This window comes from Erwinia aphidicola (genome assembly GCF_014773485.1).
In the GTDB taxonomy this organism is placed as follows: domain Bacteria; phylum Pseudomonadota; class Gammaproteobacteria; order Enterobacterales; family Enterobacteriaceae; genus Erwinia; species Erwinia aphidicola.
Genome location: NZ_JACXBP010000002.1, coordinates 1 through 24753, shown reverse-complemented (window position 1 = coordinate 24753; position 24753 = coordinate 1). Strand labels below are relative to the sequence as shown.

The following is a 24753-nucleotide window of genomic DNA, read 5'->3' as shown; positions in this document are numbered from 1 at the left end:
GCCATGCCTTCAATTCGACTGGCTGATTTAGCCCAGCAGTTGGATGCAGAATTGCACGGAGATGGCGATATCGCCATCTCCGGCATTGCTTCTATGCAATCCGCCCAAACCGGTCAGATCACGTTTCTCTCAAACAGCCGTTACCGTGAGCAGCTCGCAGCCTGTCAGGCTTCCGCTGTGGTGCTCTCTGAAGCGGACCGTGAATTTTTCCCTGGCGCAGCGCTGGTGGTTAAAAACCCGTATCTGACCTACGCCCGTATGGCGCAACTGCTGGACACCACGCCGCAGCCAGCCCAAAACATTGCCCCAAGTGCCGTGATTGATGCGAGCGCAAAATTGGGGAGTAACGTCTCGATTGGCGCTAACGCGGTGATCGAATCTGATGTAGTACTTGCTGATAACGTGGTTATTGGCCCGGGCTGCTTCATCGGTAAAAAGACGCAGATTGGCGCAGGCAGCCGCCTGTGGGCCAACGTCTCTGTCTATCATGAAGTGCAGATTGGTCGCGACTGTCTGATCCAGTCAGGCACAGTGATCGGCGCTGATGGCTTCGGTTACGCTAACGATCGTGGCAATTGGGTGAAGATCCCGCAGCTTGGCACCGTCATCATTGGTGACCGCGTTGAGATTGGCGCCTGCACGACCATCGATCGCGGTGCGCTGGATAACACCCAAATCGGGAATGGTGTTATCATAGATAACCAATGCCAGATTGCACACAACGTCGTGATTGGTGACAATACCGCGGTTGCGGGTGGCGTCATCATGGCGGGCAGTCTTAAAATTGGCCGCTACTGCATGATTGGTGGGGCCAGCGTGATTAATGGCCACATGGAAATTTGTGACAAAGTTACCGTCACAGGGATGGGAATGGTGATGCGACCTATCACTGAACCTGGAGTATACTCCTCCGGCATTCCGTTACAGCCCAACAAAACCTGGCGCAAAACTGCAGCTCTGGTGCTGAGCATCGATGAAATAAGCAAACGCTTAAAAGCCATCGAGCGTAAAGTCAGTAAAGACTAAGCGATCGCACCACGCTGCCCGGCTTTCATAAATACAATATGCTAGCAGGGAAAGCTAAAGCTAAGCGTACAGAACATGATTTGCGGCCTGCAGACGATCGACAGATTGTTGCAGGCCGTGTTATTGATGCCATCAGAATTTTTAGGACAGGAAGAGTATTTTGACTACTGAAACTCATACTCTGCAGATTGAAGAGATTATTGAACTTTTACCGCACCGTTACCCGTTCTTGCTGGTCGACCGCGTACTTGATTTCGAAGAAAACAAGTTTCTGCGTGCAGTAAAGAACGTCTCGGTTAACGAACCGTTTTTCCAGGGCCATTTCCCTGGTAAACCGATTTTCCCGGGCGTGCTGATTCTGGAAGCAATGGCACAGGCAACGGGTATTCTGGCGTTTAAAAGCGTTGGAAAACTGGAACCGGGCGAACTTTATTACTTTGCCGGTATCGACGAAGCGCGCTTCAAGCGCCCGGTGGTACCTGGCGACCAGATGATCATGGAAGTCACCTTCGAGAAAACCCGCCGTGGTGTAACCCGCTTTAAAGGCGTGGCCACCGTTGACGGAAAAATTGTCTGCGAAGCAACGATGATGTGTGCCCGCAGCCGGGAGGCTTAATTCGTGATTGATAGCACCGCCGTAATTCATCCCAGCTCGATCGTAGAAGAAGGCGCCATTATTGGTGCGGGTGTCCAGATTGGTCCGTTTTGTACCGTGGGTGCGAACGTCTCGATCGGTGAAGGCACCGTTCTGAAATCTCATGTAGTGGTCAATGGTCACACCTCAATAGGTAAAGACAACACCATCTACCAGTTTGCTTCGATCGGTGAAGCTAATCAGGATCTGAAATACGCGGGTGAACCTACCCGGGTTGAGATTGGCGACCGTAACCGCATTCGTGAAAGCGTGACCATTCATCGTGGCACCTCACAGGCTGAAGGGCTGACGAAAGTCGGCAACGACAATCTGCTGATGGTGAATGCGCACGTGGCGCACGACTGCGTGGTGGGTAATCACTGTATTCTGGCCAACAACGCGACGCTGGCGGGCCATGTTTCAGTGGACGATCATGCCATCATTGGTGGTATGACGGCGGTGCATCAATTCTGCGTTATCGGCGCGCACGTGATGGTCGGCGGCTGCTCCGGTGTGGCGCAGGATGTTCCTCCTTACGTCATTGCTCAGGGCAACCATGCCACGCCGTTCGGCGTTAACCTGGTGGGCCTGAAGCGCCGTGGCTTCAGCAAAGAGGCACTGCATGCGATTACTGCAGCATATAAGCTGCTGTACCGCAGCGGCAAGACGCTGGATGAAGTGAAGCCGGAGATTGCTGAAATCGCCAAAGCGCATCCGGAAGTTCAGCCGTTTTATGACTTTTTTGCCCGCTCCACAAGGGGTCTGATTCGTTAACTCATGCCAAAGCATCCCTTAACGATTGCCCTTGTCGCCGGAGAAACCTCCGGCGATATTCTTGGTGCCGGTCTTATCCGCGCGCTGAAAGAGAAGCATCCTGACGCACGTTTTGTCGGCGTTGCCGGCCCGCTGATGCAGGCCGAAGGGTGTGAAGCCTGGTATGAGATGGAAGAGCTGGCGGTTATGGGCATCGTTGAGGTGCTGGGCCGTCTGCGTCGCCTGCTGCACATCCGCCGCGACCTGACCCGCCGCTTTACCGCCCTGAAGCCGGATGTTTTCGTCGGCATTGATGCCCCTGATTTCAATATCACTCTCGAAGGGAAGCTGAAACAGCAGGGTATTCGTACCATTCATTACGTCAGCCCTTCGGTCTGGGCGTGGCGCCAGAAGCGCGTGTTCAAAATTGGCCGCTCCACCGATCTGGTGCTGGCGTTCCTGCCGTTTGAAAAAGCCTTCTACGATCGCTTCAACGTTCCCTGTCGTTTTATCGGCCATACCATGGCTGATGCGATGCCGATTGAACCGGATAAACAGGCGGCACGCCGCGAGCTGGGGATTGCGTCAGATGCAGTATGCCTGGCTCTGCTGCCGGGCAGTCGCGGGGCAGAAGTTGAAATGCTCAGCGCTGACTTCCTGCGGACGGCGATGCTGCTGCGGGCGAAATATCCGCAGCTGGAGATCGTCGTGCCGCTGGTGAACCCTAAGCGGCGCGAGCAGTTTGAAGCGATTAAAGCCGAAGTTGCCCCCGATCTGCCCATGCACCTGCTGGACGGCAAAGGCCGCGCCGCAATGGTGGCCAGCGATGCCGCACTGCTGGCTTCCGGCACTGCCGCGCTGGAGTGCATGCTGGCAAAATGCCCGATGGTGGTGGGGTACCGCATGAAGCCGTTTACCTTCTGGCTGGCGAAACGTCTGGTGAAAACCGATTATGTCTCGTTGCCGAACCTGCTGGCCGGGCGCGAACTGGTGAAAGAGCTGCTGCAGGATGAGTGCCAGCCTGAGCAGCTGGCCGCTGCGTTAGAGCCATTGCTGGCTGCCGGTGAAACGCGCGATCGGCTGCTGGCAACCTTTGCCGAGCTGCACCACCAGATCCGCTGGAATGCCGACGAACAGGCAGCCGCCGCCGTACTGGAGTTATGCCCGTGAGTGAATTTATTTACCCTAATGCTGCGCTGATTGCCGGCGTTGATGAGGTAGGGCGTGGTCCGCTGGTGGGCGCCGTGGTCACCGCCGCGGTGATCCTCGATCCGGCTCGTCCGATTATCGGGCTCGCCGATTCGAAAAAGCTGTCGGAAAAACGCCGTCTGGCGCTGTTTGATGAGATCGTCGAGAAAGCGTTAAGCTGGAGTCTGGGCCGTGCCGAGCCGGAAGAGATTGACCAGCTCAATATCCTGCACGCCACCATGCTGGCAATGCAGCGTGCGGTTGCCGGGCTGCACCTGACGCCGGACTTTGTGCTGATTGACGGCAATCGCTGCCCACCGCTGCCGATGCCGAGCCAGGCCGTGGTGAAGGGCGACAGTCTGGTGCGCGAAATCAGCGCCGCCTCGATTATTGCAAAAGTGACGCGCGACCGTGAGATGGCACAGCTCGATCTGCTGTATCCTGAATATGGCTTCGCTCAGCACAAAGGTTATCCAACCGCTCTGCATATGGAAAAACTGACGCAGCATGGCGTGACTCCGCAGCATCGCCGCAGTTTTGCCCCGGTGCGCAATGCGCTGCTGGATGCCGAAGTCAGCGCGTCGGTAGTCCGCACGCTGTAATTTTCATCCCTAGTTTTAACGGAATCCCAGATGGCCGAACCTCGTTTTATTCATTTACGCGTTCACAGCGACTACTCCATGATCGATGGGCTAGCCAAAACGGGCCCGTTGGTGAAAAACGCAGCGAAACTGGGAATGCCGGCGATTGCGATTACCGACTTCACCAACCTGTGCGGCCTGGTGAAGTTTTACGGCACCGCTCACGGCCAGGGCATGAAGCCGATTATCGGCGCTGATTTTAATGTTGCCAGTGAAGCGATGGGTGACGAGCTGTCGCATATCACCGTGCTGGCAGCGGATAACGAAGGCTACCAAAACCTGACGCTGCTGATCTCGCGCGCCTACCAGCGCGGCTATGGTCCGGCAGGCCCAACGATCGATCGCGACTGGCTGGTTGAACATCAGCAGGGGATTATTCTGTTGTCCGGCGGGCGTCGTGGCGATGTTGGCAAAATGCTGTTGCGCGGCAACACGGCGCTGGTTGCCGACTGTCTGGCGTTTTATCAGCAACATTTTGCCGATCGCTACTACCTTGAGCTGATCCGTACCGGTCGTCAGGACGAAGAGACCTATCTGCACGCCGCGGTGGAGCTGGCGATTGCCAACGGCATCCCGGTGGTGGCCACCAACGAGGTCTGCTTCCTGCAGGAGTCAGACTTTGACGCGCATGAAATACGCGTTGCCATTCATGATGGTTTCACTCTTGACGACCCGAAACGCCCGCGCAGCTACAGCCCGCAGCAGTATATGCGCACGGAAGAGGAGATGTGCGAGCTGTTCTCGGACATCCCTGAAGCGCTGGAAAACAGCGTTGAGATAGCCCGCCGCTGCAATGTCACCATTCGCCTTGGCGAATACTTCCTGCCGCAGTTCCCGACCGGGGAAATGAGCACCGAAGATTTCCTCGTGATGAAATCGCGCGAGGGGCTGGAAGAGCGCCTCGCGTTCCTGTTCCCGGACGAGCAGGTACGCCGCGAAAAGCGGCCAGAATATGATGAACGTCTGGAAATTGAGCTTAACGTGATCAACCAGATGGGCTTCCCGGGCTACTTCCTGATCGTGATGGAATTCATCCAGTGGTCGAAGGATAACGACGTGCCCGTGGGGCCGGGACGTGGTTCCGGTGCCGGTTCTCTGGTGGCCTACGCACTGAAAATTACCGACCTCGACCCGCTGGAGTTTGACCTGCTGTTCGAACGTTTCCTCAACCCGGAACGTGTTTCGATGCCCGACTTTGACGTCGACTTCTGCATGGAGAAGCGCGATCTGGTGATTGAGCACGTGGCCGATATGTACGGTCGCCAGGCGGTATCGCAGATTATTACCTTCGGGACCATGGCGGCGAAAGCGGTCATCCGCGACGTAGGGCGCGTGCTGGGGCACCCGTACGGATTCGTCGACCGCATTTCGAAACTGGTGCCGCCTGACCCGGGCATGACGCTGGAAAAAGCCTTTGCTGCTGAACCACAGCTGCCGGAAATTTATGAGGCAGATGAAGAGGTTAAGGCGCTGATCGACATGGCGCGCAAGCTGGAAGGCGTGACGCGTAACGCCGGTAAACACGCCGGCGGCGTGGTGATCGCGCCGACTAAAATTACCGATTTTGCCCCGCTTTACTGTGACGAAAACGGTAATCATCCGGTTACCCAGTTTGATAAAAATGATGTGGAATATGCCGGGCTGGTGAAGTTCGACTTCCTGGGGCTGCGAACGCTGACCATCATTGACTGGGCGCTGGCGATGATTAACGCCAGGCGTGAAAAAGAGGGCGAGCCGCCGATCGATATCGCGGCGATTCCGCTTGAAGATAAAAAAAGTTTCGATATGCTGCAACGCTCGGAAACCACAGCGGTGTTCCAGCTCGAATCACGCGGCATGAAAGATCTGATCAAACGCCTGAAGCCCGACTGCTTCGAGGATATGATCGCCCTGGTCGCCCTGTTCCGCCCCGGTCCGCTGCAATCGGGCATGGTAGATAACTTTATTGACCGTAAGCACGGGCGTGAAGAGATCTCCTACCCGGACATTCAGTGGCAGCACGAGTCGCTGAAACCGGTGCTGGAGCCGACCTACGGCATTATCCTGTATCAGGAACAGGTGATGCAGATTGCTCAGGTGCTGGCGGGTTACAGCCTGGGCGGTGCGGACATGCTGCGCCGTGCGATGGGTAAAAAGAACCCGGTCGAGATGGCTAAGCAGCGTGGCGGCTTTGAAGACGGCGCGAAAGCGCGCGGCATCGACGGTGAGCTGGCGATCAAGATTTTCGACCTGGTGGAGAAATTCGCCGGTTATGGTTTTAACAAATCGCACTCTGCCGCCTATGCGCTGGTCTCTTATCAGACGCTGTGGCTGAAAGCGCACTACCCGGCCGAGTTTATGGCAGCGGTAATGACCGCCGATATGGACAACACCGAGAAGGTGGTCGGGCTGGTGGATGAGTGCTGGCGCATGGGGCTGAAGGTGCTGCCGCCGGATATTAACTCCGGGCAGTATCAGTTCCACGTCAACGAGAACGGCGAAATTGTTTACGGCATCGGCGCAATTAAAGGCGTCGGTGAAGGCCCGATCGAGGCAATAATCGAAGCGCGTAACGAAGGCGGTTATTTCCGCGAGCTGTTTGACCTTTGTGCGCGTACCGACACCAAAAAGCTGAATAAGCGGGTGCTGGAAAAGCTGATTATGTCCGGGGCGTTTGACCGCTTAGGCCCGCACCGTGCGGCGCTGATGAGTGCGCTGCCCGATGCGCTGAAAGCCGCCGATCAGCACGCGAAAGCGGAAGCGATTGGCCAGGCCGATATGTTCGGTGTGCTGGCCGAAGCGCCAGAGCAGGTCGAGAAATCCTATTCCGACGTCACGCCGTGGCCGGAACAGATTCAGCTGGATGGGGAGCGTGAGACGTTAGGGCTTTACCTGACCGGCCACCCCATCAACCAGTATCTGAAAGAGATTGAGCGCTATGTCGGTGGACAGCGCCTGAAAGACATGCACCCGACCGAGCGTGGTAAAATGACCACCGCAGCCGGTCTGGTGGTGGCGGCCCGCGTAATGGTGACAAAGCGCGGCAACCGTATTGGCATCTGCACGCTGGATGACCGTTCCGGTCGTCTGGAAGTGATGTTATTTACAGATGCGTTAGATAAGTTCCAGCATATGCTGGAGAAGGACCGTATCCTGATCGTTAGCGGGCAGGTCAGCTTCGATGACTTCAACGGCGGGCTTAAAATGATGGCCCGCGATATGATGGACATTGATGAAGCACGCGAAAAATATGCGCGCGGGCTTGCTATCTCGCTGACGGACAGGCAAATTGATGACCAGCTTTTGAACCGTCTCCGTCAATCCCTGGAACCCCATCGTTCGGGGACAATTCCGGTACATCTCTACTATCAGAGAGAGGATGCGCGGGCGAAGTTGCGCTTCGGTGCAACCTGGCGCGTGTCGCCGAGCGATCGTTTGCTGAACGATCTTCGGTCGTTGATAGGATCGGAGCAGGTGGAACTGGAGTTTGACTAAAACAGGATTATTATGAGTCTTAATTACCTGGATTTCGAACAGCCAATCGCAGAACTTGAAGCGAAGATCGATTCGCTTAAGTCGGTTGGCCGTCACGATGAAAAACTGGATATTAATCTGGATGAAGAAGTTCAGCGTCTGCGCGATAAAAGCGTGGAGCTGACACGTAAAATCTTCTCCGATTTAGGTGCCTGGCAGATCGCGCAGCTCGCGCGTCATCCGCTGCGCCCGTATACGCTGGACTATGTCCGCAATGTGTTTACCGACTTTGACGAACTGGCGGGCGACCGTGCCTACGCTGATGATAAAGCTATCGTCGGAGGTATTGCGCGTCTGGAAGGCCGTCCGGTGATGATCATTGGTCATCAGAAAGGGCGTGAAACCAAAGAGAAGATCCGTCGTAACTTCGGTATGCCAGCGCCAGAAGGCTACCGTAAAGCGCTGCGTCTGATGGAGATGGCCGAGCGTTTTAACATGCCGATCATCACCTTTATCGACACCCCGGGTGCTTACCCTGGCGTCGGTGCAGAAGAGCGCGGTCAGTCTGAAGCCATCGCCCGTAACCTGCGTGAGATGTCTGGCCTGACGGTTCCGGTGATCTGTACCGTTATCGGTGAAGGCGGCTCCGGTGGTGCACTGGCTATCGGCGTGGGTGACAAAGTCAACATGCTGCAGTACAGCACCTACTCGGTGATCTCGCCGGAAGGCTGTGCCTCTATTCTGTGGAAAAGCGCAGATAAAGCACCGCTGGCGGCGGAAGCGATGGGCATTATCGCCCCGCGCCTGAAAGAGCTGAAGCTGATCGACACCGTGCTGCCTGAACCATTAGGTGGCGCGCATCGCGACCCGCTGGCGATTGGCGCAACGATGAAGGCTCAGCTGCTGTCCGACCTGGCCGAGCTGGATAAGTTGACCAAAGCCGAACTGCTGGACCGTCGTTACCAGCGTCTGATGAGCTACGGTTACGCTTGATTCTGTGGGGCGCGGCACACCGCGCCCCTGCTTTACGTTGTGCCATCTCCTGGCGCGTGGTTGCCTGCCCCTCCTTACTTTAGTCTTAGGTTTCCTCTCAACCACAGGAAGAAACATAAGATGGAAAATCAACCTCTCACCCATTGTGCCTCTCAGTGCGCTAACTTTGAACACGAGGCCATCCATAAGCTTAGCGAGCAGCTGTGCGATCGCCGTACCGCAGAGATTCTGGCGCCGTTTATCACCGATGCCGGTTTTAATATGACCCCGCCTTCAGGCTTTATTCATGAGGCCAGCCTGTTGATTGCTTTTGCCTTTGGTAACCGTCCAAACGCCGAGCATGATCCTGACAAGCTGGCGCTGCCGGGGCCGATGAATAGAGAGCTGGCGCGCTGCTGTGCTGCCGTCTGGCATAAAAAACACCTGCCGATGTTTGTGCAGTGGGAAATTGCCCGCTGCCTGTATGAGCCGGAGTTTTCGTACATCCCGCGTAAAGATATTATCTCGATCGAACCCTACTGGGATGACACAGGCAAGCTGGTGTACCTGAGCACTGACGGCGTGGTGCAGGAGATCGTCGAGAAGTATTACCACAACGATCCGGCTTCGATGGGCAAGGCCGCAGTGATCGGTCATCGCGACCACGTTAAGCGCTGCATTCTCACCTGTGCCGGGCGCAAGGTGAAGGGGTTTGCTCCGAGGGGCATTGGCCTGCCAGCCTGGTACGATGTGCACTCTGACCAGAGCTGGACGCGTCGCCGCGACCTCTATGTGCTGCAGGATGTCGCCGCCCAGCTGGCGATGAGTGCGCAGGCAAACATTGCGAAGGCTTACCCGCAGGGCTAAATCCGCTATGCTTATGTTTTGATTATGTATCGGACGAGGCGTGCCTCGTCCCTACAGCAGGAGATAAGCATTGAATATTATCGCGATCGTGGGACCGCAAAACGCCTTTTATAAAGATGAACCCATCCGAGAGCTTGACGCCGCATTAAAACTCCAGGGCTTTCAGACCATCTATCCGCACGATGCCAGCGACCTGCTAAAACTGATTGAGCATAATCCGCGTATCTGCGGCGTGGTGTTCGACTGGGACGAGCACAGCCTCGAACTGTGCAGCGAAATCAACCAGCTAAATGAATACCTGCCGCTGTATGCCTTTATCAATACTCATTCGACGATGGACGTCAGCATTAACGAAATGCGCATGACCCTGTGGTTCTTCGAGTATGCGCTGAGCGCCGCCGAAGAGATCTCGCAGCGTATCCGCCTCTATACCGATGAATATATCGATACCATTACGCCACCGCTGACCAAAGCGCTATTTACCTATGTCAAAGAGGGCAAGTACACCTTCTGTACCCCGGGGCATATGGCGGGAACGGCCTTCCAGAAAAGCCCGGTTGGTAGCCTGTTTTATGACTTTTTTGGCGCGAACACGCTGAAAGCAGATATCTCTATTTCCGTCACCGAGCTGGGTTCGCTGCTCGATCATACCGGCCCGCATCTTGAGGCTGAGGAGTATGTTGCCCGTACCTTCGGCGCGGAGCAGAGCTATATGGTGACAAATGGTACCTCAACGTCGAACAAAATCGTCGGCATGTACGCTGCTCCGGCGGGCAGCACGATGCTGGTGGATCGCAACTGCCACAAATCACTGACTCATCTGCTAATGATGAGCGACATTATTCCTATCTGGCTAAAACCGACGCGTAACGCGCTCGGCATCCTCGGCGGCATCCCCAAACGCGAATTCACCAAAGAGAGTATCGCGCTGAAAGTGGCGCAAACGCCGCGCGCCAGCTGGCCGGTGCATGCGGTAATCACTAACTCCACCTATGACGGGCTGCTGTACAGCACGCAGTACATTAAAGAGACGCTGGACGTGCCGTCGATCCACTTCGATTCTGCGTGGGTGCCGTACACCAACTTCCACCCGATCTATCAGGGGCTGAGCGGCATGAGCGGCGAGCGCACGCCGGGCAAGGTGATCTACGAAACGCAGTCGACGCATAAGCTGCTGGCGGCGTTCTCGCAGGCTTCGCTGATCCACATTAAAGGCGAGTACGACGAACAGACCTTTAATGAAGCCTACATGATGCACACCACCACCTCGCCAAACTATGCGATTGTCGCCTCGATAGAGACTGCCGCCGCGATGCTGCGCGGCAATCCCGGCAAGCGCCTGATTAACCGTTCCGTGGAGCGGGCGCTGCATTTCCGCCGCGAAGTACAGCGCCTGCGTGAAGAGTCGGACGGCTGGTTCTTTGATATCTGGCAGCCGGAAGGGGTTGATGAACCGGAATGCTGGCCTATTCAGCCCGGTGAAGAGGAGTGGCACGGCTTCCGCGATGCTGATGCCGACCATATGTACCTCGACCCGATCAAGGTGACGATCCTGACGCCGGGTATGAGCGAGCTGGGCGAGATGGCGGAACAGGGGATCCCGGCGGCGCTGGTGGCGAAGTTCCTCGATGAGCGCGGCGTGGTGGTGGAGAAAACCGGGCCGTACAATCTGCTGTTCCTGTTCAGCATCGGCATTGATAAAACCAAGGCAATGAGCGTACTGCGCGGGCTGACCGAGTTCAAACGCGCGTACGATCTCAACCTGCGGGTGAAGAATATGCTGCCGGATCTGTATGCTGAGGATCCGGACTTCTACCGTCATACGCGCATTCAGGATCTGGCGCAGGGGATCCATAGCCTGATCCGCCAGCACGATCTGCCGCGCCTGATGCTGCAGGCCTTTGCCACGCTGCCGGAGATGAAGCTGACGCCGCATCAGGCTTTCCAGCAGCAGGTGAAGGGCAATGTTGAGACCGTGCCGCTGAGCGAAATGGTCGGGCGCATCTCGGCCAATATGATCCTGCCTTACCCGCCGGGCGTGCCTGTGGTAATGCCAGGGGAGGTGATTACCGAACAGAGCCGGGCGGTGCTCGATTTCCTGCTGATGCTCTGTACCATTGGGCAGCACTATCCGGGCTTTGAAACCGATATTCACGGCGCGACGCTGACCGACGAGGGGCAGTATCTGGTGCGTGTGCTGAAAGCGGACGCCATTATCTGATATCGCTTTCCAGAATCATGCCATTGCGCTATCGAAGGGGGCCGGATAACGTGACGGAGAAGTGTTTAACAGGAGCAGGTATGTCAGGTTTACAGTTAAAAAAAGTGCACCACATCGCGATTATTGCGCGGGATTATCCGGCCAGCCGCGATTTTTACTGCAATATCCTCGGTTTTACCCTGATGGAAGAAGTCTACCGTGAGGCGCGTGATTCGTGGAAAGGGGATCTGGCGCTGAACGGTGACTATACGATTGAGCTGTTCTCCTTCCCGCAGCCGCCCGCGCGCCCGACGCAGCCGGAAGCCTGTGGTCTGCGCCATCTGGCCTTCAGCGTCGATGATATTGACGCCGCAAAGCAGTATCTGGAAACTCACGGCGTGCGCTGTGAGGAGATCCGCGTCGACCCACTGACCGATAAGCGTTTTACCTTTTTTAACGATCCGGATGGGTTGCCGCTGGAGCTCTACCAGGCTTAAAATAGCCGTCATTCTTGAAGCCGCAGCTGCGTTAGCTGCGTGCATTCAACCCGGTCACTCACTGGCGTAAGCTCCCGGAGATGAATAAGCCTCTTCCCTGGGGCTGACCCTGCGGGCAGCACCCGTGCTGTTCAAATCCGTTCCTGACCGATTTGTCATTGACTTGCTGCCTTGCTGCAGCCAAAGTCGGCCCCCGAGGGGCGCCAATTATTCGGTAATTTAAGCCTTTTCATTATTGCAGGAACGCCCATGTCTGCCATCGCCCATCTTGAACGCGCACTTGCGTCACAGCCTGCTGTGCTGCTGGCCTACAGCGGTGGGTTGGATTCCAGCGTGCTGCTGCATCAGCTGGTGCTGCTGAGAAACCAGCGGCCGGAGCTGCAGCTGCGGGCGGTTCATATCCATCACGGGCTGAATCCGCTGGCGGATAGCTGGGTGGCACACTGTGAGCAGCAGTGCGCGCAGTGGCAGGTGCCGCTTGAGGTGGTGAGAGTGCAGATTGATGCGCGCGCAGGCGGGATCGAAGCCGCGGCCCGCACCGCGCGCTACGACGCGTTCAGCCAGCTGCTGCTGCCGGACGAGGCGCTGCTGACCGCCCAGCACCTTGATGACCAAAGTGAAACGGTGCTGCTGGCCCTGAAGCGCGGTAGCGGCCCGGCGGGTCTGGCCGCGATGCCCCAGCAGCACTGGTTGGGGCAACATCGCCATCTGCGGCCGCTGCTGGCAGTAAGCCGCAGCCAGCTGGAAGCGTGGGCGCAGCATCACCAGCTGTCATGGATTGAGGATGACAGCAATCAGGACCCGCGCTATGACCGCAACTTTCTGCGTTTAAAGGTGCTGCCGTTACTCAATGACCGCTGGCCGCATTTTGCCAGCGCCGTGGCACGCAGCGCCGCGCTGTGCGGCGAGCAGGAGCAGCTGCTTGACGAGCTGCTGGCCGAATCGCTGGCCCTGCTGATGGACGAGCAGGGGGCATTGTCGATTGCGCCGCTGCTGGAGATCAGCGATGCACGGCGGGCAGCGCTGCTGCGGCGCTGGATCGCCACTCATCATGCCAGCATGCCGTCGCGCGAGGCATTACAGCGGCTCTGGCAGGAAGTGGCATGCAGCCGTGAGGATGCAGAGCCGCGCCTGCGGTTGGGCAGCCATCAAATCCGCCGCTTCCGCGATCGCCTCTACTGGCTACCGCTTTACCCGCCGCTGCGTGAGATCCGCCTGAACTGGCCGGCACCGTGGCAGCCATTAGCGCTGCCCGACGGGCTGGGCCAGCTGCAGCTGGGGGCGCATGGCATTGCGCTGCGTGCGCCGCAGCCCGCTGAAGCGGTCACTATCCGTTTTCAGGCGCAGGGGGCTTTTCACATCCAGGGGCGTGCAGGCAGCCGCCCGCTGAAAAAGCTGTGGCAGGAGCTGGCCGTTGCGCCCTGGCTGCGTGAGCGCACCCCGTTACTTTTTTATGGCGATCGTTTGATTGCCGCCATTGGCGTGTTTGTCACCCGCGAGGGCGCGCCGCTGGAAAATGAAGCCTGCTGGCATCTGCACTGGTGCCGCTAAAATAACTGACTGGAGATCAATGATGAGTACCCGACTTTTGGCGCTGATGCTGCTGGCGTGCAGCCTGCCTGCGCTCGGCGCGGGCAACAGCAGCGCCGGGCAGGAGAAATCAGCCCGCTGCATGGCGTGCCACGGCGCCGACGGCAAAGCGGCTGCGCCAGTCTATCCCAACCTTGCCGGGCAGCATGAGGCGTATCTTGAACAGGCTTTACAGGCGTACAAAAGCGGTGCGCGCAGCGGCGGGCAGGCGGAAGTCATGAAGGCCTTCGTTGCCGGGCTAAGCGATAAGGATATAGCCGATCTGGCGGCGTATTACGCGGGGTTGAAACCTTAGGATGAAGAGGCGGATCGTCGATCCGCCAGGCTAAAACGGGGCTTAATCGGACTCGCTGACCTTTACAGTACCCAGGTCAGGGTGGCTAAAGGTGTCGATATGGTCGAGGCGCAGCTGGCGCTCCTCGCCATTGATCTCAATGCTGAGGTATTCAACGTTTTTGCGCGACACCATATCTTTAGCTTTGGCCGTCAGCTGTTCGCCATTTTTCAGCGTCAGCGACAGGGGCCAGCTGTTCTGGCAGGCGAGTTCCAGATTGTCGTAGTCATCACAGTTGATCGGTTTATACGCTTCGTTCGTCAACATAGTCGCTCACCAATAAGTTTGCGGCAGCAAAGGCTGCCTGTTCCCTGATGGAAGAGTGTAGCTCAGGATTACCCGCTACCTCATCAAGTGCTTTCAACACGCACGCTAATGCGTCCGGCACGTATCCCAGATCGCCACTGCCTATCTCGGCATATTTTTGGCGAACTAACTCACAATACTTTGGCACATGCACCTCCTTCAGAGTTTTCTCTGGCGATTATCCGACTATAGCACAGCCATTTATCGGAAATCAGCCCGCAAGCGGGTGATTTGCTCACTCATCAGGTTACAATAGGCGCGAATTGAAATAAGGAACCTCATGGCACTTAAAGCTACGATTTATAAAGCTACCGTCAATGTCGCCGACATGGACCGTAACGTGTTTATCGACAACACGCTGACGCTGGCACGTCACCCTTCGGAAACGGAAGAGCGGCTGATGCTGCGCCTGCTGGCATGGCTGGTTCATGCCAACGAACGCCTGACCTTCACCCGCGGCCTGAGCGCGGAAGATGAGCCGGAAATCTGGCAGCTGAACGACCATAACGGCATTGATGTTTGGGTTGATCTCGGCCTGCCGGAAGAGCGCCGAATCAAAAAGGCCTGTAGCCGCTCGCAGCACGTCTGGCTGTATACCTACAACGGTCGCGCCGCTCAGCCGTGGTGGCAGCAGAACCAGAATAAGCTGACCCAGCATGATAACCTGACCATTCGCTATATCAGCGACGAGCAGCTCAGCGCCCTGGTGCAGCTGGCCTCGCGTTCGATGACGCTGCAGGCCACTATTCAGGATGGCACTATCTGGTTGTCAGATAACAGTCATCATCTGGAAATTCAGTTCGAGCAGTGGCTGGATGCCGGAAAGCGCACATGATTGTTTTATCACGTAACGTCACTATTCCGGATGCCGAAATCGAGATCACCGCGATCAGAGCGCAGGGCAACGGTGGCCAGAACGTGAATAAGAGTTCGACGGCGATCCACCTGCGCTTCGATATTCGCTCTTCCAGCCTGCCTGAGTTTTATCAGCAGCGTATGCTGGCGGTTAGCCACCATCTGATCACCCCGGAAGGGGTGGTGATTATTAAGGCCCAGGAGTATCGCAGCCAGGAGATGAATCGTGAAGCCGCGCTGAAAAGGCTGGAAAATCTGATTGTTGAACTCACCGTGGTGGAGAAGACTCGCCGGGCAACGCGCCCGACGATGGCGTCCAAAAAACGTCGGCTGGAAGGCAAAGCACGCAAAGCTTCGACCAAATCGCTGCGCGGCAAAGTGCGCGGCGACTGAGTTGTTTATTTTTTTGCCGCAGCGACGCTGAAAGCTGCTGTTCTCAATCATCTGACGGCGAATAACCGCAAGTTACTGTCAATGCCGGAACGGTATTCCGCCAATAATACCGGGTGATTTAAAAGGTCTTATCTGTAATTAACTCAAATTAATCTCCTCCGTTGCAGAGTATTCCCCGTTCTGCAACGGCACTGTTTTCCTGCGCCAGGTAAATAATCCTAAAGCAACGTTAACCTCTTGTTGCACCTGTTAAAATATTGTCTTATGGTCGTGTTGACTCCCCTAAGTTTTAATATAGCTGACGCATGACCAGAGAAGGATCTCACGCCATTTTTCATTCTGCAGAGAGATCTCTCTTTCGCTATTGCCTGATATAAGCAGCTTTTTCTTTTAACACACAAATTGCGAGTTTATTATCTTGAACGAATTAACGGCATTGAAAAAAGGATATACCCGGGTATTCCTCTGGCTTTTAGTCACGCTTTTTCTCATCCCCACTATTACGCTGCTGTTTGCCGAATATGGCACGCGTCAACTGGATCAGGAATACAGTGCGCTCTTTATTGATGATGCACGTGGTCAGGGCCAGGACGTCAATAAACTCACCACTTTCCTGCAACAGAACCCGCCGTCCAGCGCGTGTGGCCCAGTGCCGGATGATCTGCTCGACTATAAGAGTGCCGTCTGTGCGGAGAAATCAGAGCTGTGGCAGTTCTGGATGATCGATAAAGTGGCCTTCTGGACGCTGGTGGGCGGCGTCGTCATGCTGGGCATGATTGTGCTGTTCAGCATGCTGGCATTTAAAAGTCGTCAGGGTCAGTTGCAAAGCCTGACGCTGGCACGTCCGTTCCTGATGCTGGCGAGTGCACTGGAAGTGCTGGTTCAGGGGGGAATGCTGGTCTGGCTCTCCTTCTGGGGAACGGCATTCTTTACCCAAACCTATTATCCGAAGCTGGTGATGGCGATGGGGCTGCTGGTGCTGGTCGCGATGTACTATATGATCAGGGGCATCTTCAAAAAGCTGCCGCCGGAAGAGGATGTTGAAGGCGATGTGGTGACGCGTGAGGCAGCGCCGGCCCTGTGGGCGCGCATTGATACGCTGGCCTCGCAGGTCGGAACGGCACCACCGGACCATATTATTGCCGGTATCGATACCAACTTTTATGTGACCGAAGCGCCTTTGAGCCTCGAAGGAGAGGCCCTTGACGGCCGCAAGCTGTATGTCAGCATCCCGTTGCTGCGCCAGTTGACTACCGCGCAGGCTGATGGCGTCATGGTGCATGAGTTAACCCATCTGCATGCAGGCGATACGGCATCAGGTGCCTTACTGGGGCCGAAGCTCCATCGTTTTGATCAGTACCTCCATCTGATGAGAAAAGATATCTCTACGGTGGTGGTCTATTATCCCCTTTGCCTCTATCGCATGCTGTTTGAACTGGCGTGGCAGCGCAACAGCCGCCAGCGTGAATTCGTTGCCGACCGTAATGCCGCCAGCCTGATTGCCCCTGCGGCGATTGTTGAGTCCCTGATTAAAATCTCTGCTTATGCCAGCTATCGCAGCGAAGTTGAGCAGACCCTGTTTGATAATAAAACCCTGCATCAGAATGAACTGGGTATCAGCAAAGCGATTGCTCAGGGCCTGCCACAGCACGTCAGTTCACCGGATTTTATCGGCATGATGCGTGAACAGAATGTGCCGCACCCGTTTGATTCACACCCACCGCTGGCAGAGCGTATGCGCAACGTCGGCTATACGGTGGATGAAACCGGCTACGCCGCGATCGCGGCGCAATTACCGACGGAGAGTTGGGTTGACCTGATGCCGGTAGCGGCAGAGATTGAGCAACATCTGTGGCAGAAATATGAGCGTGACTTCTCTTCCGCCCATGAAGTCAGCCTGGCATGGCGTTATTTGCCTGAGGGAGAGGAAGAGACGGCGCTGGTGCTGAAGCATTTCCCGCCGGTTGCCTGGACGCTGAAAGATGGTAGCCAGATTGAGATCGCATATCAGGGGATTATAAAGCCACTGACCGCCGAGTTGTTGCCGTGGGATAACATCAAAAATATCAATGTGATTCGCCGCTTTGGCACTGACGTGCTGTACCTGCAACACGTTCAGCCTAATGCAGCGGGTAAAAAACGCAGTGAGATCCGTCTGCCTGGCCTGAAGAAGGATATTGAGGTGTTTAAATACACCCTGAGTCACTACTGGCAGCGCCATCAGACGATGCGGGCGCTACAGGAGCAAGACCAGGCTCTGACAGCGCTCAGCTAAAAAGAAAAAGCCACCGCATGCGGTGGCTTTTTTATCTCTGAACGTGTGGCTCAGCGGGGGGGAATCTTAAACCGCCAGCTCGCTCACCAGGAAATCAACGATTTCATTGGTTTTGATCATACGCTTCTCACCTTCACGGCGTGATTTGTATTCCACTTCTTCGCTGTCGAGATTACGGTCGCCGATGACGATGGTGTGCGGCACGCCGATCAGTTCCATATCGGCAAACATCACGCCCGGACGCTCTTTGCGGTCATCCAGAATCACATCAATACCTTTGGCACGCAGCGTGCTGTACAGCTCTTCCGCCAGCTCTTTGACGCGGAACGACTTCTGCATGTTCATTGGCAGGATAGCTACCTGGAAAGGTGCCAGCGCCGGGGACCAGATGATGCCGCGCTCGTCGTGATTCTGCTCAATGGCAGCGGCCACGATGCGGGTAATACCAATACCGTAGCAGCCCATGGTCATAATCTGGTTACGGCCATCTTCACCCTGTACCGAGGCTTTCATCGCTTCGGAATACTTCGTCCCGAGCTGGAAGATATGGCCCACTTCGATACCGCGTTTGATCAGCAGCGTGCCTTTTCCGTCCGGGCTGGCATCGCCTTCAACCACGTTACGCAGATCGGCCACGCGTGGTAATGGCAGGTCGCGTTCCCAGTTGATGCCTTTCAGGTGCTGACCGTCAATATTGGCACCCGCGCTGAAGTCGCTCATTGCCGCAACGGTACGGTCCGCAACGATCGGCATATTCAGACCGACCGGGCCGAGTGAACCTGGACCTGCATTGACCAGCGCACGGATCTCTTCTTCCGTGGCGAAAGTCAGCGGCGCGTCAACGATATCAATCTTCTCAGCTTTGATTTCATTCAGCTCGTGGTCGCCGCGCAGCAGCAGGGCAACCAGCGTATGGCCGCTCTCTTTGGTGGCTTTTACCATCAGCGTTTTCACGGTTTTTTCGATCGGCAGATTATACTGCTCAACCAGCTCAGCGATGGTTTTGGCGTTCGGCGTAGCGAACTGCGTCATCTCCTGAGTCGCAGCAGCGCGGCCAGCAGCAGGAGCAACGGCCTCCGCTTTTTCCATATTTGCCGCGTAGTCTGACTCGGTAGAGAACACCACATCATCCTCACCGCTCTGTGCCAGCACCTGGAACTCGTGAGAAGCGCTGCCGCCAATCGAACCGGTGTCGGCATCCACCGCACGGAAATTCAGACCCATGCGGGTGAAGATCTGGCTGTAGGCGCGATACATGGCGTCGTAGGTTTCCTGCAGCGACTCCTGGGTCGTGTGGAACGAGTAGGCATCCTTCATGATGAATTCACGTGAACGCATCACGCCAAAGCGCGGGCGCACTTCATCACGGAATTTAGTCTGGATCTGGAACAGGTTCAGCGGCAGCTGCTTATAAGAGCTCAGCTCGTTGCGGATCAGGTCGGTGATCACCTCTTCGTGCGTTGGGCCGAGAACAAACGGACGCTCGCCACGATCAACAAAACGCAGCAGTTCCGGGCCGTACTGCTCCCAGCGTCCACTCTCCTGCCATAAATCCGCGGGCTGCACCACCGGCATGGAAATCTCAATCGCACCGGCGTTATTCATCTCTTCGCGCACGATATTTTCGACTTTTTTCAGCACGCGCAACCCCGTCGGCAGCCAGGTATACAGGCCGGAAGCCAGTTTACGGATCATCCCGGCGCGCAGCATCAGCTGGTGGCTGATCACTTCAGCGTCGGCAGGTGTCTCCTTAAGTGTGGAGAGCAGATATTGAGTAGTACGCATGAGTTACGATTCCATATGAACGCAGAGAGCCAAAAAAAACGTGGACGCTAGTGTACCAGCGTGACAGGTGACTCAAAAGATGCCGGAAGAAATTAACGTGGGTCGATGGCAATTACTTCGGTGCCGCTAAGCGTAACGCGCCAGCGCACGTTGAACTCCAGCAGCCAGGCGGCGTATTCGCGATCGGGCTCTTCCCCTTTACGATAGGCCGGACGTGGGTCCTGCGCCAGTACCTGCTGAATAAAACGCTCAAGGTGGGGATAGTGGCGCAGATGCAGAGCCAGCTGCTGCTGCGCTTCAGGCGTAAAGCTCACCGGCATGTCCGCCTGCGGAGCCTGCTGGGCAAATCCGGCGCGAGCATCGGGCAGCGCCTCAGCGAAGGGGAGGTACGGCTTGATATCGACGATCGGCGTGCCGTCGACCAGGTCCAGACTGCCGAGTTCGAGGATCACCTGCTGCTTCTCAACGCGAATACCTTTTAACTCGACCAGCGACATGCCGATGGGGTTAGGGCGGAAGGTCGAACGGGTGGCAAACACGCCCATGCGGGCATTACCGCCCAGGCGCGGGGGCCTGACCGTTGGGCGCCAGCCGCCTTCCATCGTTTGATGGAAGACAAAAAGCAGCCACAGATGGCTGAACGCTTCCAGGCCGCGCACGGCTTCCGGGTGGTTATACGGCGCTGCGAAGTGGAGTTCTCCACCGCCATCCTGAATCAAACCAGGCTGACGGGGAACGGCGAACTTTTCCTTCCACGGAGAGTGGATCACACCAATCTGGGAGAAGGAGAATGCACTCATTGATTGCTGACTTTCAGTGCGGAGCCCTGGCAAATCGCTTGACGATAGCAGCCCTGCGCAGCGGTGACGATCTCACATTTATGCACCAGCACAGCGTTGGCTTTCATAGCGGATGCCCGAATCTGCATACGTTTACGCGCGGTGGCGAGATTCGGCGGTGAGTCCTGTGAGCTGCTCTGGCAATCGTCGCCATACACTTCACCCAGGTCACGGAAAGGCTTGCTCACCAGGTCAGCAGCATCGGTATACAGTTTTACCGGGGCAGGGCGCGCTGCAGGTTTCGCCTGGGAAGCATCGGTCTGCGTTGACTGCGGAAAAGGTTTAACAGGCTCATAGGGCTTAGGGAATAACGAACACCCTGTCAGCGTCAGCGCTAACAAACAGAGCGGTAAAAAACGCATGGGAAAATCCTCATGATCGATAAAGTGGCGTTATTGAAGCAAGCTGGAACGGAAATAACAAGCGGAGAGCATCAGGCAGGCACATCTGGCAATATCTATTGAGCTGCGGGCAGCTGGCGCTGCCCGCATGCGGCTGGTTACCAGCCTTTTACTGCGCCACCGTTAAACACTTTATTAGCGGCGTCGTTGACTTCGTCAGACTGGTAAGCCTGCACGAATTTCTTCACGTTTTCCGCGTCTTTGTTGTCTTCGCGCGCCACGATCAGGTTAACGTAAGGGGAGTCTTTGTCTTCAACAAAGATGCCGTCTTTCGCTGGAGTCAGGTTGATCTGGCTGGCGTAAGTGGTATTGATCACTGCCAGTGCGATCTGCTGATCGTCCAGTGAACGTGGTAGCTGCGGTGCTTCCAGCTCTACCAGCTTCAGGTTTTTCGGGTTCTCAACCACATCCAGTGAGGTTGGCAGCAGGCCAACACCCTCTTTCAGTTTGATCAGGCCCACTTTCTGTAGCAGCAGCAGGGAACGGCCGAGGTTAGTGGGGTCATTCGGGATAGCAACCTGTGCGCCGTTCTGCAGTTCGTCCAGAGATTTGATCTTCTTAGAGTAACCCGCGATCGGGTAAACAAAGGTGCTACCCACGGAAACCAGCTTGTAGCCACGATCTTTAATCTGCTGATCGAGGTAAGGTTTATGCTGGAAGGCATTGGCGTCAATATCGCCTTTGCTCAGCGCTTCGTTCGGCAGTACGTAGTCATTGAAGGTCACCAGCTCAACATCCAGACCGTATTTCTCTTTCGCCACTTTGGCTGCCACTTCGGCAACCTGCTGCTCAGAACCAACGATCACACCAACCTTGATGTGGTTTGGATCTTTCTCTTTCTGATCGCATCCAACTAATGCCAGGGTACCAATCAGAGCGCCTACTGCGGCAAACGTTTTAAGATTAAAAGACATATCCCTTCCTTAAATAGAGAGAAATTACTGTTGTGTTTACTTGTGGGTGACCGCACGAACAATGCGATCGCCACAGAACTGAATCAAATACACCAAAACAACCAGCAGGACTAATACCGTGTTCATCACGGTGGCGTTATAGCCGATATAGCCATACTGATAGCCAATCTGACCCAGACCGCCTGCGCCGACGGCGCCACCCATTGCTGAGTAGCCGACGAGGGTAATCAGAGTAATAGTAGCGGCATTCACCAGACCCGGCAGTGCTTCCGGCAGCAGAACCTTGCGGATGATCTGTAATGGGGTGGCCCCCATTGCGCGGGAAGCTTCGATCAGTCCGGTTGGCAGCTCAAGCAGCGCATTTTCCACCATGCGGGCAATAAAGGGGGCAGCGCCAACGGTCAGCGGCACGATAGCGGCCTGCAAACCAATGGAGGTGCCGACGATAATGCGCGTGAACGGGATCATCCAGACCAGCAGGATAATGAACGGAATCGAGCGGAAGATATTTACCGCAGCGGAGAGCACGCGATAGAGTTTGGCATTCGCCACAATCTGACCCGGGCGAGTGACATAGAGAAGAACGCCTGTTGGCAGGCCCAACACGAAGCCGAAAAAGCCAGAGACAAAGGTCATCATCAGCGTTTCCCAAATGCCCCGGCCCAGTAACCACATCATTGCCTCAGACATAACCTAATACCTCTACCTTTACATGATGCTCGTGCAGGAAAGCGATGGCGGCCTGGGTGTCGGCTGCCTCACCGTGGATCTCCGCCAGCATGATGCCGAACTTCACACCACCGGCGTAATCCATCTGCGCGCTAATAATATTGTTGTTAACGTTAAAACGGCGTGCTGACTCAGAAAGCAGCGGCGCATCGACAGACTGACCGGTAAACTCCAGGCGCAGCAGAGGGACGGTGGTCGCACTCGCTTCTGGCGACAGGCGCTTGAGGTAGTCCTCCGGGATGTCCAGATGCAACGTTGACTGAATAAACTGCTGCGCCAGTGGCGTCTTCGGATGGGAGAACACTTCACTGACGGTATCCTGCTCAATCAGTTCGCCATTGCTGATGACGGCCACGCAGTCGCAGATGCGTTTCACCACATCCATTTCATGGGTGATCAGCAGGATGGTAATGCCCAGACGACGGTTGATATCTTTCAGCAGTTCGAGGATTGAGCGCGTGGTTGCCGGGTCCAGCGCGCTGGTGGCTTCATCGCACAGCAGCACTTTGGGATTGGTGGCCAGCGCACGAGCAATGGCCACGCGCTGTTTCTGGCCGCCGGAAAGATTGGCTGGCCAGGTGTCATGCTTGTCTGACAGGCCGACCAGCTCCAGCAGCTCACTGACGCGCGCTTTAATTTCGGTTCTGGACAGATTTCCCAGCTCAAGCGGCAGCGCGACGTTGCCGGCTACGGTGCGTGAGTTCAGCAGATTGAAGTGCTGGAAGATCATACCAATCTGGCGGCGTGCCAGCGTGAGCTGCCCTTCTGAAAGGGTAGTCAGGTCCTGACCATCAACCAGCACGCTACCGGAAGTGGGGCGCTCCAGCAGATTAACGCAGCGGATCAGGGTACTTTTACCCGCACCGGATGCGCCGATCACGCCATAAATTTGTCCGGCGGGAACGTGCAGGCTGACATCCGACAGCGCTGTGATAGTCCGTGAACCCTGCTGGAACACTTTGGTGATATTTGAAAGTTTTATCATTGAGTTATTTATTATCGTGATGGGAATTATCCGTGGCGTAAATGATCAATCCATCCCGCGCTTCCGGGATTGCGAGTGGATGTTAAGGCATCCAGACGTCTAAATCAATCGAAGTCATTCAAACTGCCATTCTCTCTTTTCAGGCAATCATGCGATACTCTACGGCAAATTTTGTAGCAGGAGTTACTACGTGGCTGACAAGGTCCCCGCAATTTTCCTCGATCGAGACGGCACTATTAATGTCGATCACGGTTATGTCTCTGAAATCGATAACTTCGAGTTTATCGATGGCGTCATTGATGCCATGCGTGAACTGAAGAGGATGGGCTTTGCGCTGGTGCTGGTGACTAACCAGTCCGGTATTGCCCGTGGCATGTTTAGTGAAGATCAGTTTATGCAGCTGACCGAATGGATGGACTGGTCACTGGCCGACCGCGATGTCGACCTCGACGGTATCTATTTCTGCCCGCATCATCCCGAAGCAATAGTAGAAGAGTTACGCCAGTCCTGTGACTGCCGTAAACCAGAGCCGGGAATGTTGCTCACTGCTCAGCAGGAGCTGAACATTGATATGGCTTCTTCTTATATGGTTGGCGACAAGATTGAAGACATGCTGGCGGCAAAAGCTGCTGGAGTGGGTAAAAAAGTATTAGTGCGTAGCGGTAAGCCCGTCACTGCTGAAGGCGAAGCCGCAGCCGATTGGGTGCTAAATAGCCTGAAAGAGCTGCCGGCACGTATCAAACAGGGCTAAAAAGCAGCGTTTCGCGTGAACTTTCAGCAGGCAGTAAAAAAGTTAAGATTACTGCTTGCGTTCCCGAAGAGCCTGTCTATAATGCGCAACCACTGAGACGGCACAACGGCTTACAGGCCAGCGACTCAGGAGGTTCAGGAAGTATCTGAACCGCCGGAAAAACTTCTCAAAAAGAAGTTGACTCCGAAGGAGGAAAGCGTAATATACGCCACCTCGCGACAGGATGCTTCGGCACTGCTCGCAACGCTCTTTAACAATTTATCAGACAATCTGTGTGGGCACTCGCAGGATTGATATCAACGTCTCCGGACGTAAAAAATATCAAGCCTCACGAGTGAACACATAATGAAATTCATTATGACGTT

Annotated in this window: 24 protein-coding genes; 16 read left to right on the top strand and 8 right to left on the bottom strand. The window is 55.8% G+C overall.

Translation table 11 applies throughout. The annotated features are described in order from the left end of the window. Nucleotides 1–3 precede the first annotated feature (3 nt). The 12 genes from lpxD to ID864_RS04500 all read left to right on the top strand — a co-directional run bounded on the left by lpxD (nt 4) and on the right by ID864_RS04500 (nt 14116). The gene (lpxD, locus tag ID864_RS04555; RefSeq protein ID WP_191149493.1) at nt 4–1026 is read left to right on the top strand and encodes a UDP-3-O-(3-hydroxymyristoyl)glucosamine N-acyltransferase; all 1023 of its coding nucleotides are present in this window, start codon (nt 4–6) and stop codon (nt 1024–1026) included. Between the two features lie 160 nt (nt 1027–1186). Next, a complete protein-coding gene (gene fabZ, locus ID864_RS04550) occupies nt 1187–1642 on the top strand; it encodes a 3-hydroxyacyl-ACP dehydratase FabZ (protein ID WP_048915002.1) in 456 nt (151 codons plus the stop codon). A 3-nt stretch (nt 1643–1645) separates the two neighbouring features. Further along, nucleotides 1646–2434, top strand: coding sequence for an acyl-ACP--UDP-N-acetylglucosamine O-acyltransferase (gene lpxA, locus ID864_RS04545; RefSeq protein WP_048915003.1), 789 nt, complete (start codon nt 1646–1648; stop codon nt 2432–2434). A gap of 3 nt (nt 2435–2437) precedes the next feature. Then, on the top strand, nt 2438–3583 hold the full coding sequence (gene lpxB, locus ID864_RS04540; protein WP_048915004.1) for a lipid-A-disaccharide synthase: 1146 nt from the start codon (nt 2438–2440) through the stop codon (nt 3581–3583). Continuing rightward, nucleotides 3580–4203: a ribonuclease HII gene (rnhB, locus tag ID864_RS04535; protein WP_099754172.1), complete on the top strand. Its 624-nt coding sequence runs from the start codon at nt 3580–3582 to the stop codon at nt 4201–4203. The genes lpxB and rnhB overlap by 4 nt, the downstream gene beginning before the upstream one ends. Nucleotides 4204–4233: 30 nt before the next feature. After that, nucleotides 4234–7716, top strand: a complete 3483-nt coding sequence (gene dnaE, locus ID864_RS04530; RefSeq protein ID WP_062818111.1) for a DNA polymerase III subunit alpha — start codon at nt 4234–4236, stop codon at nt 7714–7716. A 12-nt stretch (nt 7717–7728) separates the two neighbouring features. Then, a complete protein-coding gene (accA, locus tag ID864_RS04525) occupies nt 7729–8688 on the top strand; it encodes an acetyl-CoA carboxylase carboxyl transferase subunit alpha (protein ID WP_048915006.1) in 960 nt (319 codons plus the stop codon). 120 nt (nt 8689–8808) lie between these two features. Continuing rightward, nucleotides 8809–9534: a hypothetical protein gene (locus ID864_RS04520; RefSeq protein ID WP_222941245.1), complete on the top strand. Its 726-nt coding sequence runs from the start codon at nt 8809–8811 to the stop codon at nt 9532–9534. 70 nt (nt 9535–9604) lie between these two features. Next, nucleotides 9605–11755, top strand: coding sequence for a lysine decarboxylase LdcC (locus ID864_RS04515; RefSeq protein ID WP_099754167.1), 2151 nt, complete (start codon nt 9605–9607; stop codon nt 11753–11755). Nucleotides 11756–11835: 80 nt separating this feature from the next. After that, nucleotides 11836–12231 (top strand): VOC family protein, encoded by a 396-nt coding sequence (locus tag ID864_RS04510; RefSeq protein WP_191149492.1) that lies wholly within the window; start codon nt 11836–11838, stop codon nt 12229–12231. Between the two features lie 249 nt (nt 12232–12480). Further along, nucleotides 12481–13782, top strand: coding sequence for a tRNA lysidine(34) synthetase TilS (gene tilS, locus ID864_RS04505; RefSeq protein ID WP_191149491.1), 1302 nt, complete (start codon nt 12481–12483; stop codon nt 13780–13782). A 19-nt stretch (nt 13783–13801) separates the two neighbouring features. After that, a complete protein-coding gene (locus ID864_RS04500; protein ID WP_048915010.1) occupies nt 13802–14116 on the top strand; it encodes a c-type cytochrome in 315 nt (104 codons plus the stop codon). 42 nt (nt 14117–14158) lie between these two features. Here the strand turns inward: ID864_RS04500 and rof are convergent, their stop codons facing one another. Both rof and ID864_RS04490 read right to left on the bottom strand, forming a co-directional pair. Then, nucleotides 14159–14422, bottom strand: coding sequence for a Rho-binding antiterminator (rof, locus tag ID864_RS04495; RefSeq protein ID WP_048915011.1), 264 nt, complete (start codon nt 14420–14422; stop codon nt 14159–14161). Beyond that, nucleotides 14400–14609 (bottom strand): YaeP family protein, encoded by a 210-nt coding sequence (locus tag ID864_RS04490; protein WP_099754171.1) that lies wholly within the window; start codon nt 14607–14609, stop codon nt 14400–14402. The genes rof and ID864_RS04490 overlap by 23 nt, the downstream gene beginning before the upstream one ends. Nucleotides 14610–14741: 132 nt before the next feature. On the opposite strand from ID864_RS04490, the gene ID864_RS04485 reads away from it, so the two are divergent. The 3 genes from ID864_RS04485 (at nt 14742) to ID864_RS04475 (ending at nt 17984) form a co-directional block, all read left to right on the top strand. Then, nucleotides 14742–15296 (top strand): YaeQ family protein, encoded by a 555-nt coding sequence (locus ID864_RS04485; RefSeq protein ID WP_048915012.1) that lies wholly within the window; start codon nt 14742–14744, stop codon nt 15294–15296. After that, entirely contained in the window at nt 15293–15709 is a 417-nt protein-coding gene (gene arfB / locus ID864_RS04480; RefSeq protein WP_048915013.1) for an alternative ribosome rescue aminoacyl-tRNA hydrolase ArfB, read from the top strand. The genes ID864_RS04485 and arfB overlap by 4 nt, the downstream gene beginning before the upstream one ends. A 418-nt stretch (nt 15710–16127) precedes the next feature. Next, nucleotides 16128–17984 (top strand): M48 family metallopeptidase, encoded by a 1857-nt coding sequence (locus ID864_RS04475; RefSeq protein ID WP_191149490.1) that lies wholly within the window; start codon nt 16128–16130, stop codon nt 17982–17984. 66 nt (nt 17985–18050) lie between these two features. On the opposite strand, the gene proS is transcribed toward ID864_RS04475, so the two are convergent. From proS to metN, 6 genes are all read right to left on the bottom strand, one after another. Continuing rightward, nucleotides 18051–19769, bottom strand: coding sequence for a proline--tRNA ligase (gene proS, locus ID864_RS04470; protein ID WP_191149489.1), 1719 nt, complete (start codon nt 19767–19769; stop codon nt 18051–18053). A 92-nt stretch (nt 19770–19861) separates the two neighbouring features. Then, complete coding sequence (tsaA, locus tag ID864_RS04465) at nt 19862–20569, bottom strand: tRNA (N6-threonylcarbamoyladenosine(37)-N6)-methyltransferase TrmO (RefSeq protein WP_048915016.1); 708 nt, start codon at nt 20567–20569, stop codon at nt 19862–19864. Beyond that, complete coding sequence (gene rcsF / locus ID864_RS04460) at nt 20566–20970, bottom strand: Rcs stress response system protein RcsF (protein WP_048915017.1); 405 nt, start codon at nt 20968–20970, stop codon at nt 20566–20568. The genes tsaA and rcsF overlap by 4 nt, the downstream gene beginning before the upstream one ends. A gap of 137 nt (nt 20971–21107) precedes the next feature. Continuing rightward, complete coding sequence (locus ID864_RS04455) at nt 21108–21923, bottom strand: MetQ/NlpA family lipoprotein (RefSeq protein WP_048915018.1); 816 nt, start codon at nt 21921–21923, stop codon at nt 21108–21110. A gap of 36 nt (nt 21924–21959) precedes the next feature. Next, nucleotides 21960–22613 carry a methionine ABC transporter permease MetI gene (locus ID864_RS04450; protein ID WP_048915019.1) on the bottom strand — a complete coding sequence of 218 codons (654 nt, stop codon included), beginning with the start codon at nt 22611–22613 and terminating at the stop codon, nt 21960–21962. Next, entirely contained in the window at nt 22606–23637 is a 1032-nt protein-coding gene (metN, locus tag ID864_RS04445) for a methionine ABC transporter ATP-binding protein MetN (RefSeq protein ID WP_099755068.1), read from the bottom strand. Before metN ends, ID864_RS04450 begins: the two co-directional genes overlap by 8 nt. 190 nt (nt 23638–23827) lie before the next feature. Between metN and gmhB the strand changes: the two genes are divergently transcribed. Then, complete coding sequence (gene gmhB, locus ID864_RS04440; RefSeq protein ID WP_048915021.1) at nt 23828–24388, top strand: D-glycero-beta-D-manno-heptose 1,7-bisphosphate 7-phosphatase; 561 nt, start codon at nt 23828–23830, stop codon at nt 24386–24388. Nucleotides 24389–24753: the final 365 nt, after the last annotated feature.

Coding starts and splice junctions, on each gene's coding strand:
- lpxD (WP_191149493.1), top strand. CDS start 4: ATGCCTTCAATTCGACTGGCTGATTTAGCCCAGCAGTTGGATGCAGAA.
- lpxB (WP_048915004.1), top strand. CDS start 2,438: ATGCCAAAGCATCCCTTAACGATTGCCCTTGTCGCCGGAGAAACCTCC.
- arfB (WP_048915013.1), top strand. CDS start 15,293: ATGATTGTTTTATCACGTAACGTCACTATTCCGGATGCCGAAATCGAG.
- metN (WP_099755068.1), bottom strand. CDS start 23,637: ATGATAAAACTTTCAAATATCACCAAAGTGTTCCAGCAGGGTTCACGG.
- ID864_RS04510 (WP_191149492.1), top strand. CDS start 11,836: ATGTCAGGTTTACAGTTAAAAAAAGTGCACCACATCGCGATTATTGCG.
- tsaA (WP_048915016.1), bottom strand. CDS start 20,569: ATGAGTGCATTCTCCTTCTCCCAGATTGGTGTGATCCACTCTCCGTGG.
- ID864_RS04485 (WP_048915012.1), top strand. CDS start 14,742: ATGGCACTTAAAGCTACGATTTATAAAGCTACCGTCAATGTCGCCGAC.
- rcsF (WP_048915017.1), bottom strand. CDS start 20,970: ATGCGTTTTTTACCGCTCTGTTTGTTAGCGCTGACGCTGACAGGGTGT.
- rof (WP_048915011.1), bottom strand. CDS start 14,422: ATGTTGACGAACGAAGCGTATAAACCGATCAACTGTGATGACTACGAC.
- ID864_RS04500 (WP_048915010.1), top strand. CDS start 13,802: ATGATGAGTACCCGACTTTTGGCGCTGATGCTGCTGGCGTGCAGCCTG.
- ID864_RS04455 (WP_048915018.1), bottom strand. CDS start 21,923: ATGTCTTTTAATCTTAAAACGTTTGCCGCAGTAGGCGCTCTGATTGGT.
- proS (WP_191149489.1), bottom strand. CDS start 19,769: ATGCGTACTACTCAATATCTGCTCTCCACACTTAAGGAGACACCTGCC.
- dnaE (WP_062818111.1), top strand. CDS start 4,234: ATGGCCGAACCTCGTTTTATTCATTTACGCGTTCACAGCGACTACTCC.
- ID864_RS04520 (WP_222941245.1), top strand. CDS start 8,809: ATGGAAAATCAACCTCTCACCCATTGTGCCTCTCAGTGCGCTAACTTT.
- accA (WP_048915006.1), top strand. CDS start 7,729: ATGAGTCTTAATTACCTGGATTTCGAACAGCCAATCGCAGAACTTGAA.
- tilS (WP_191149491.1), top strand. CDS start 12,481: ATGTCTGCCATCGCCCATCTTGAACGCGCACTTGCGTCACAGCCTGCT.
- ID864_RS04450 (WP_048915019.1), bottom strand. CDS start 22,613: ATGTCTGAGGCAATGATGTGGTTACTGGGCCGGGGCATTTGGGAAACG.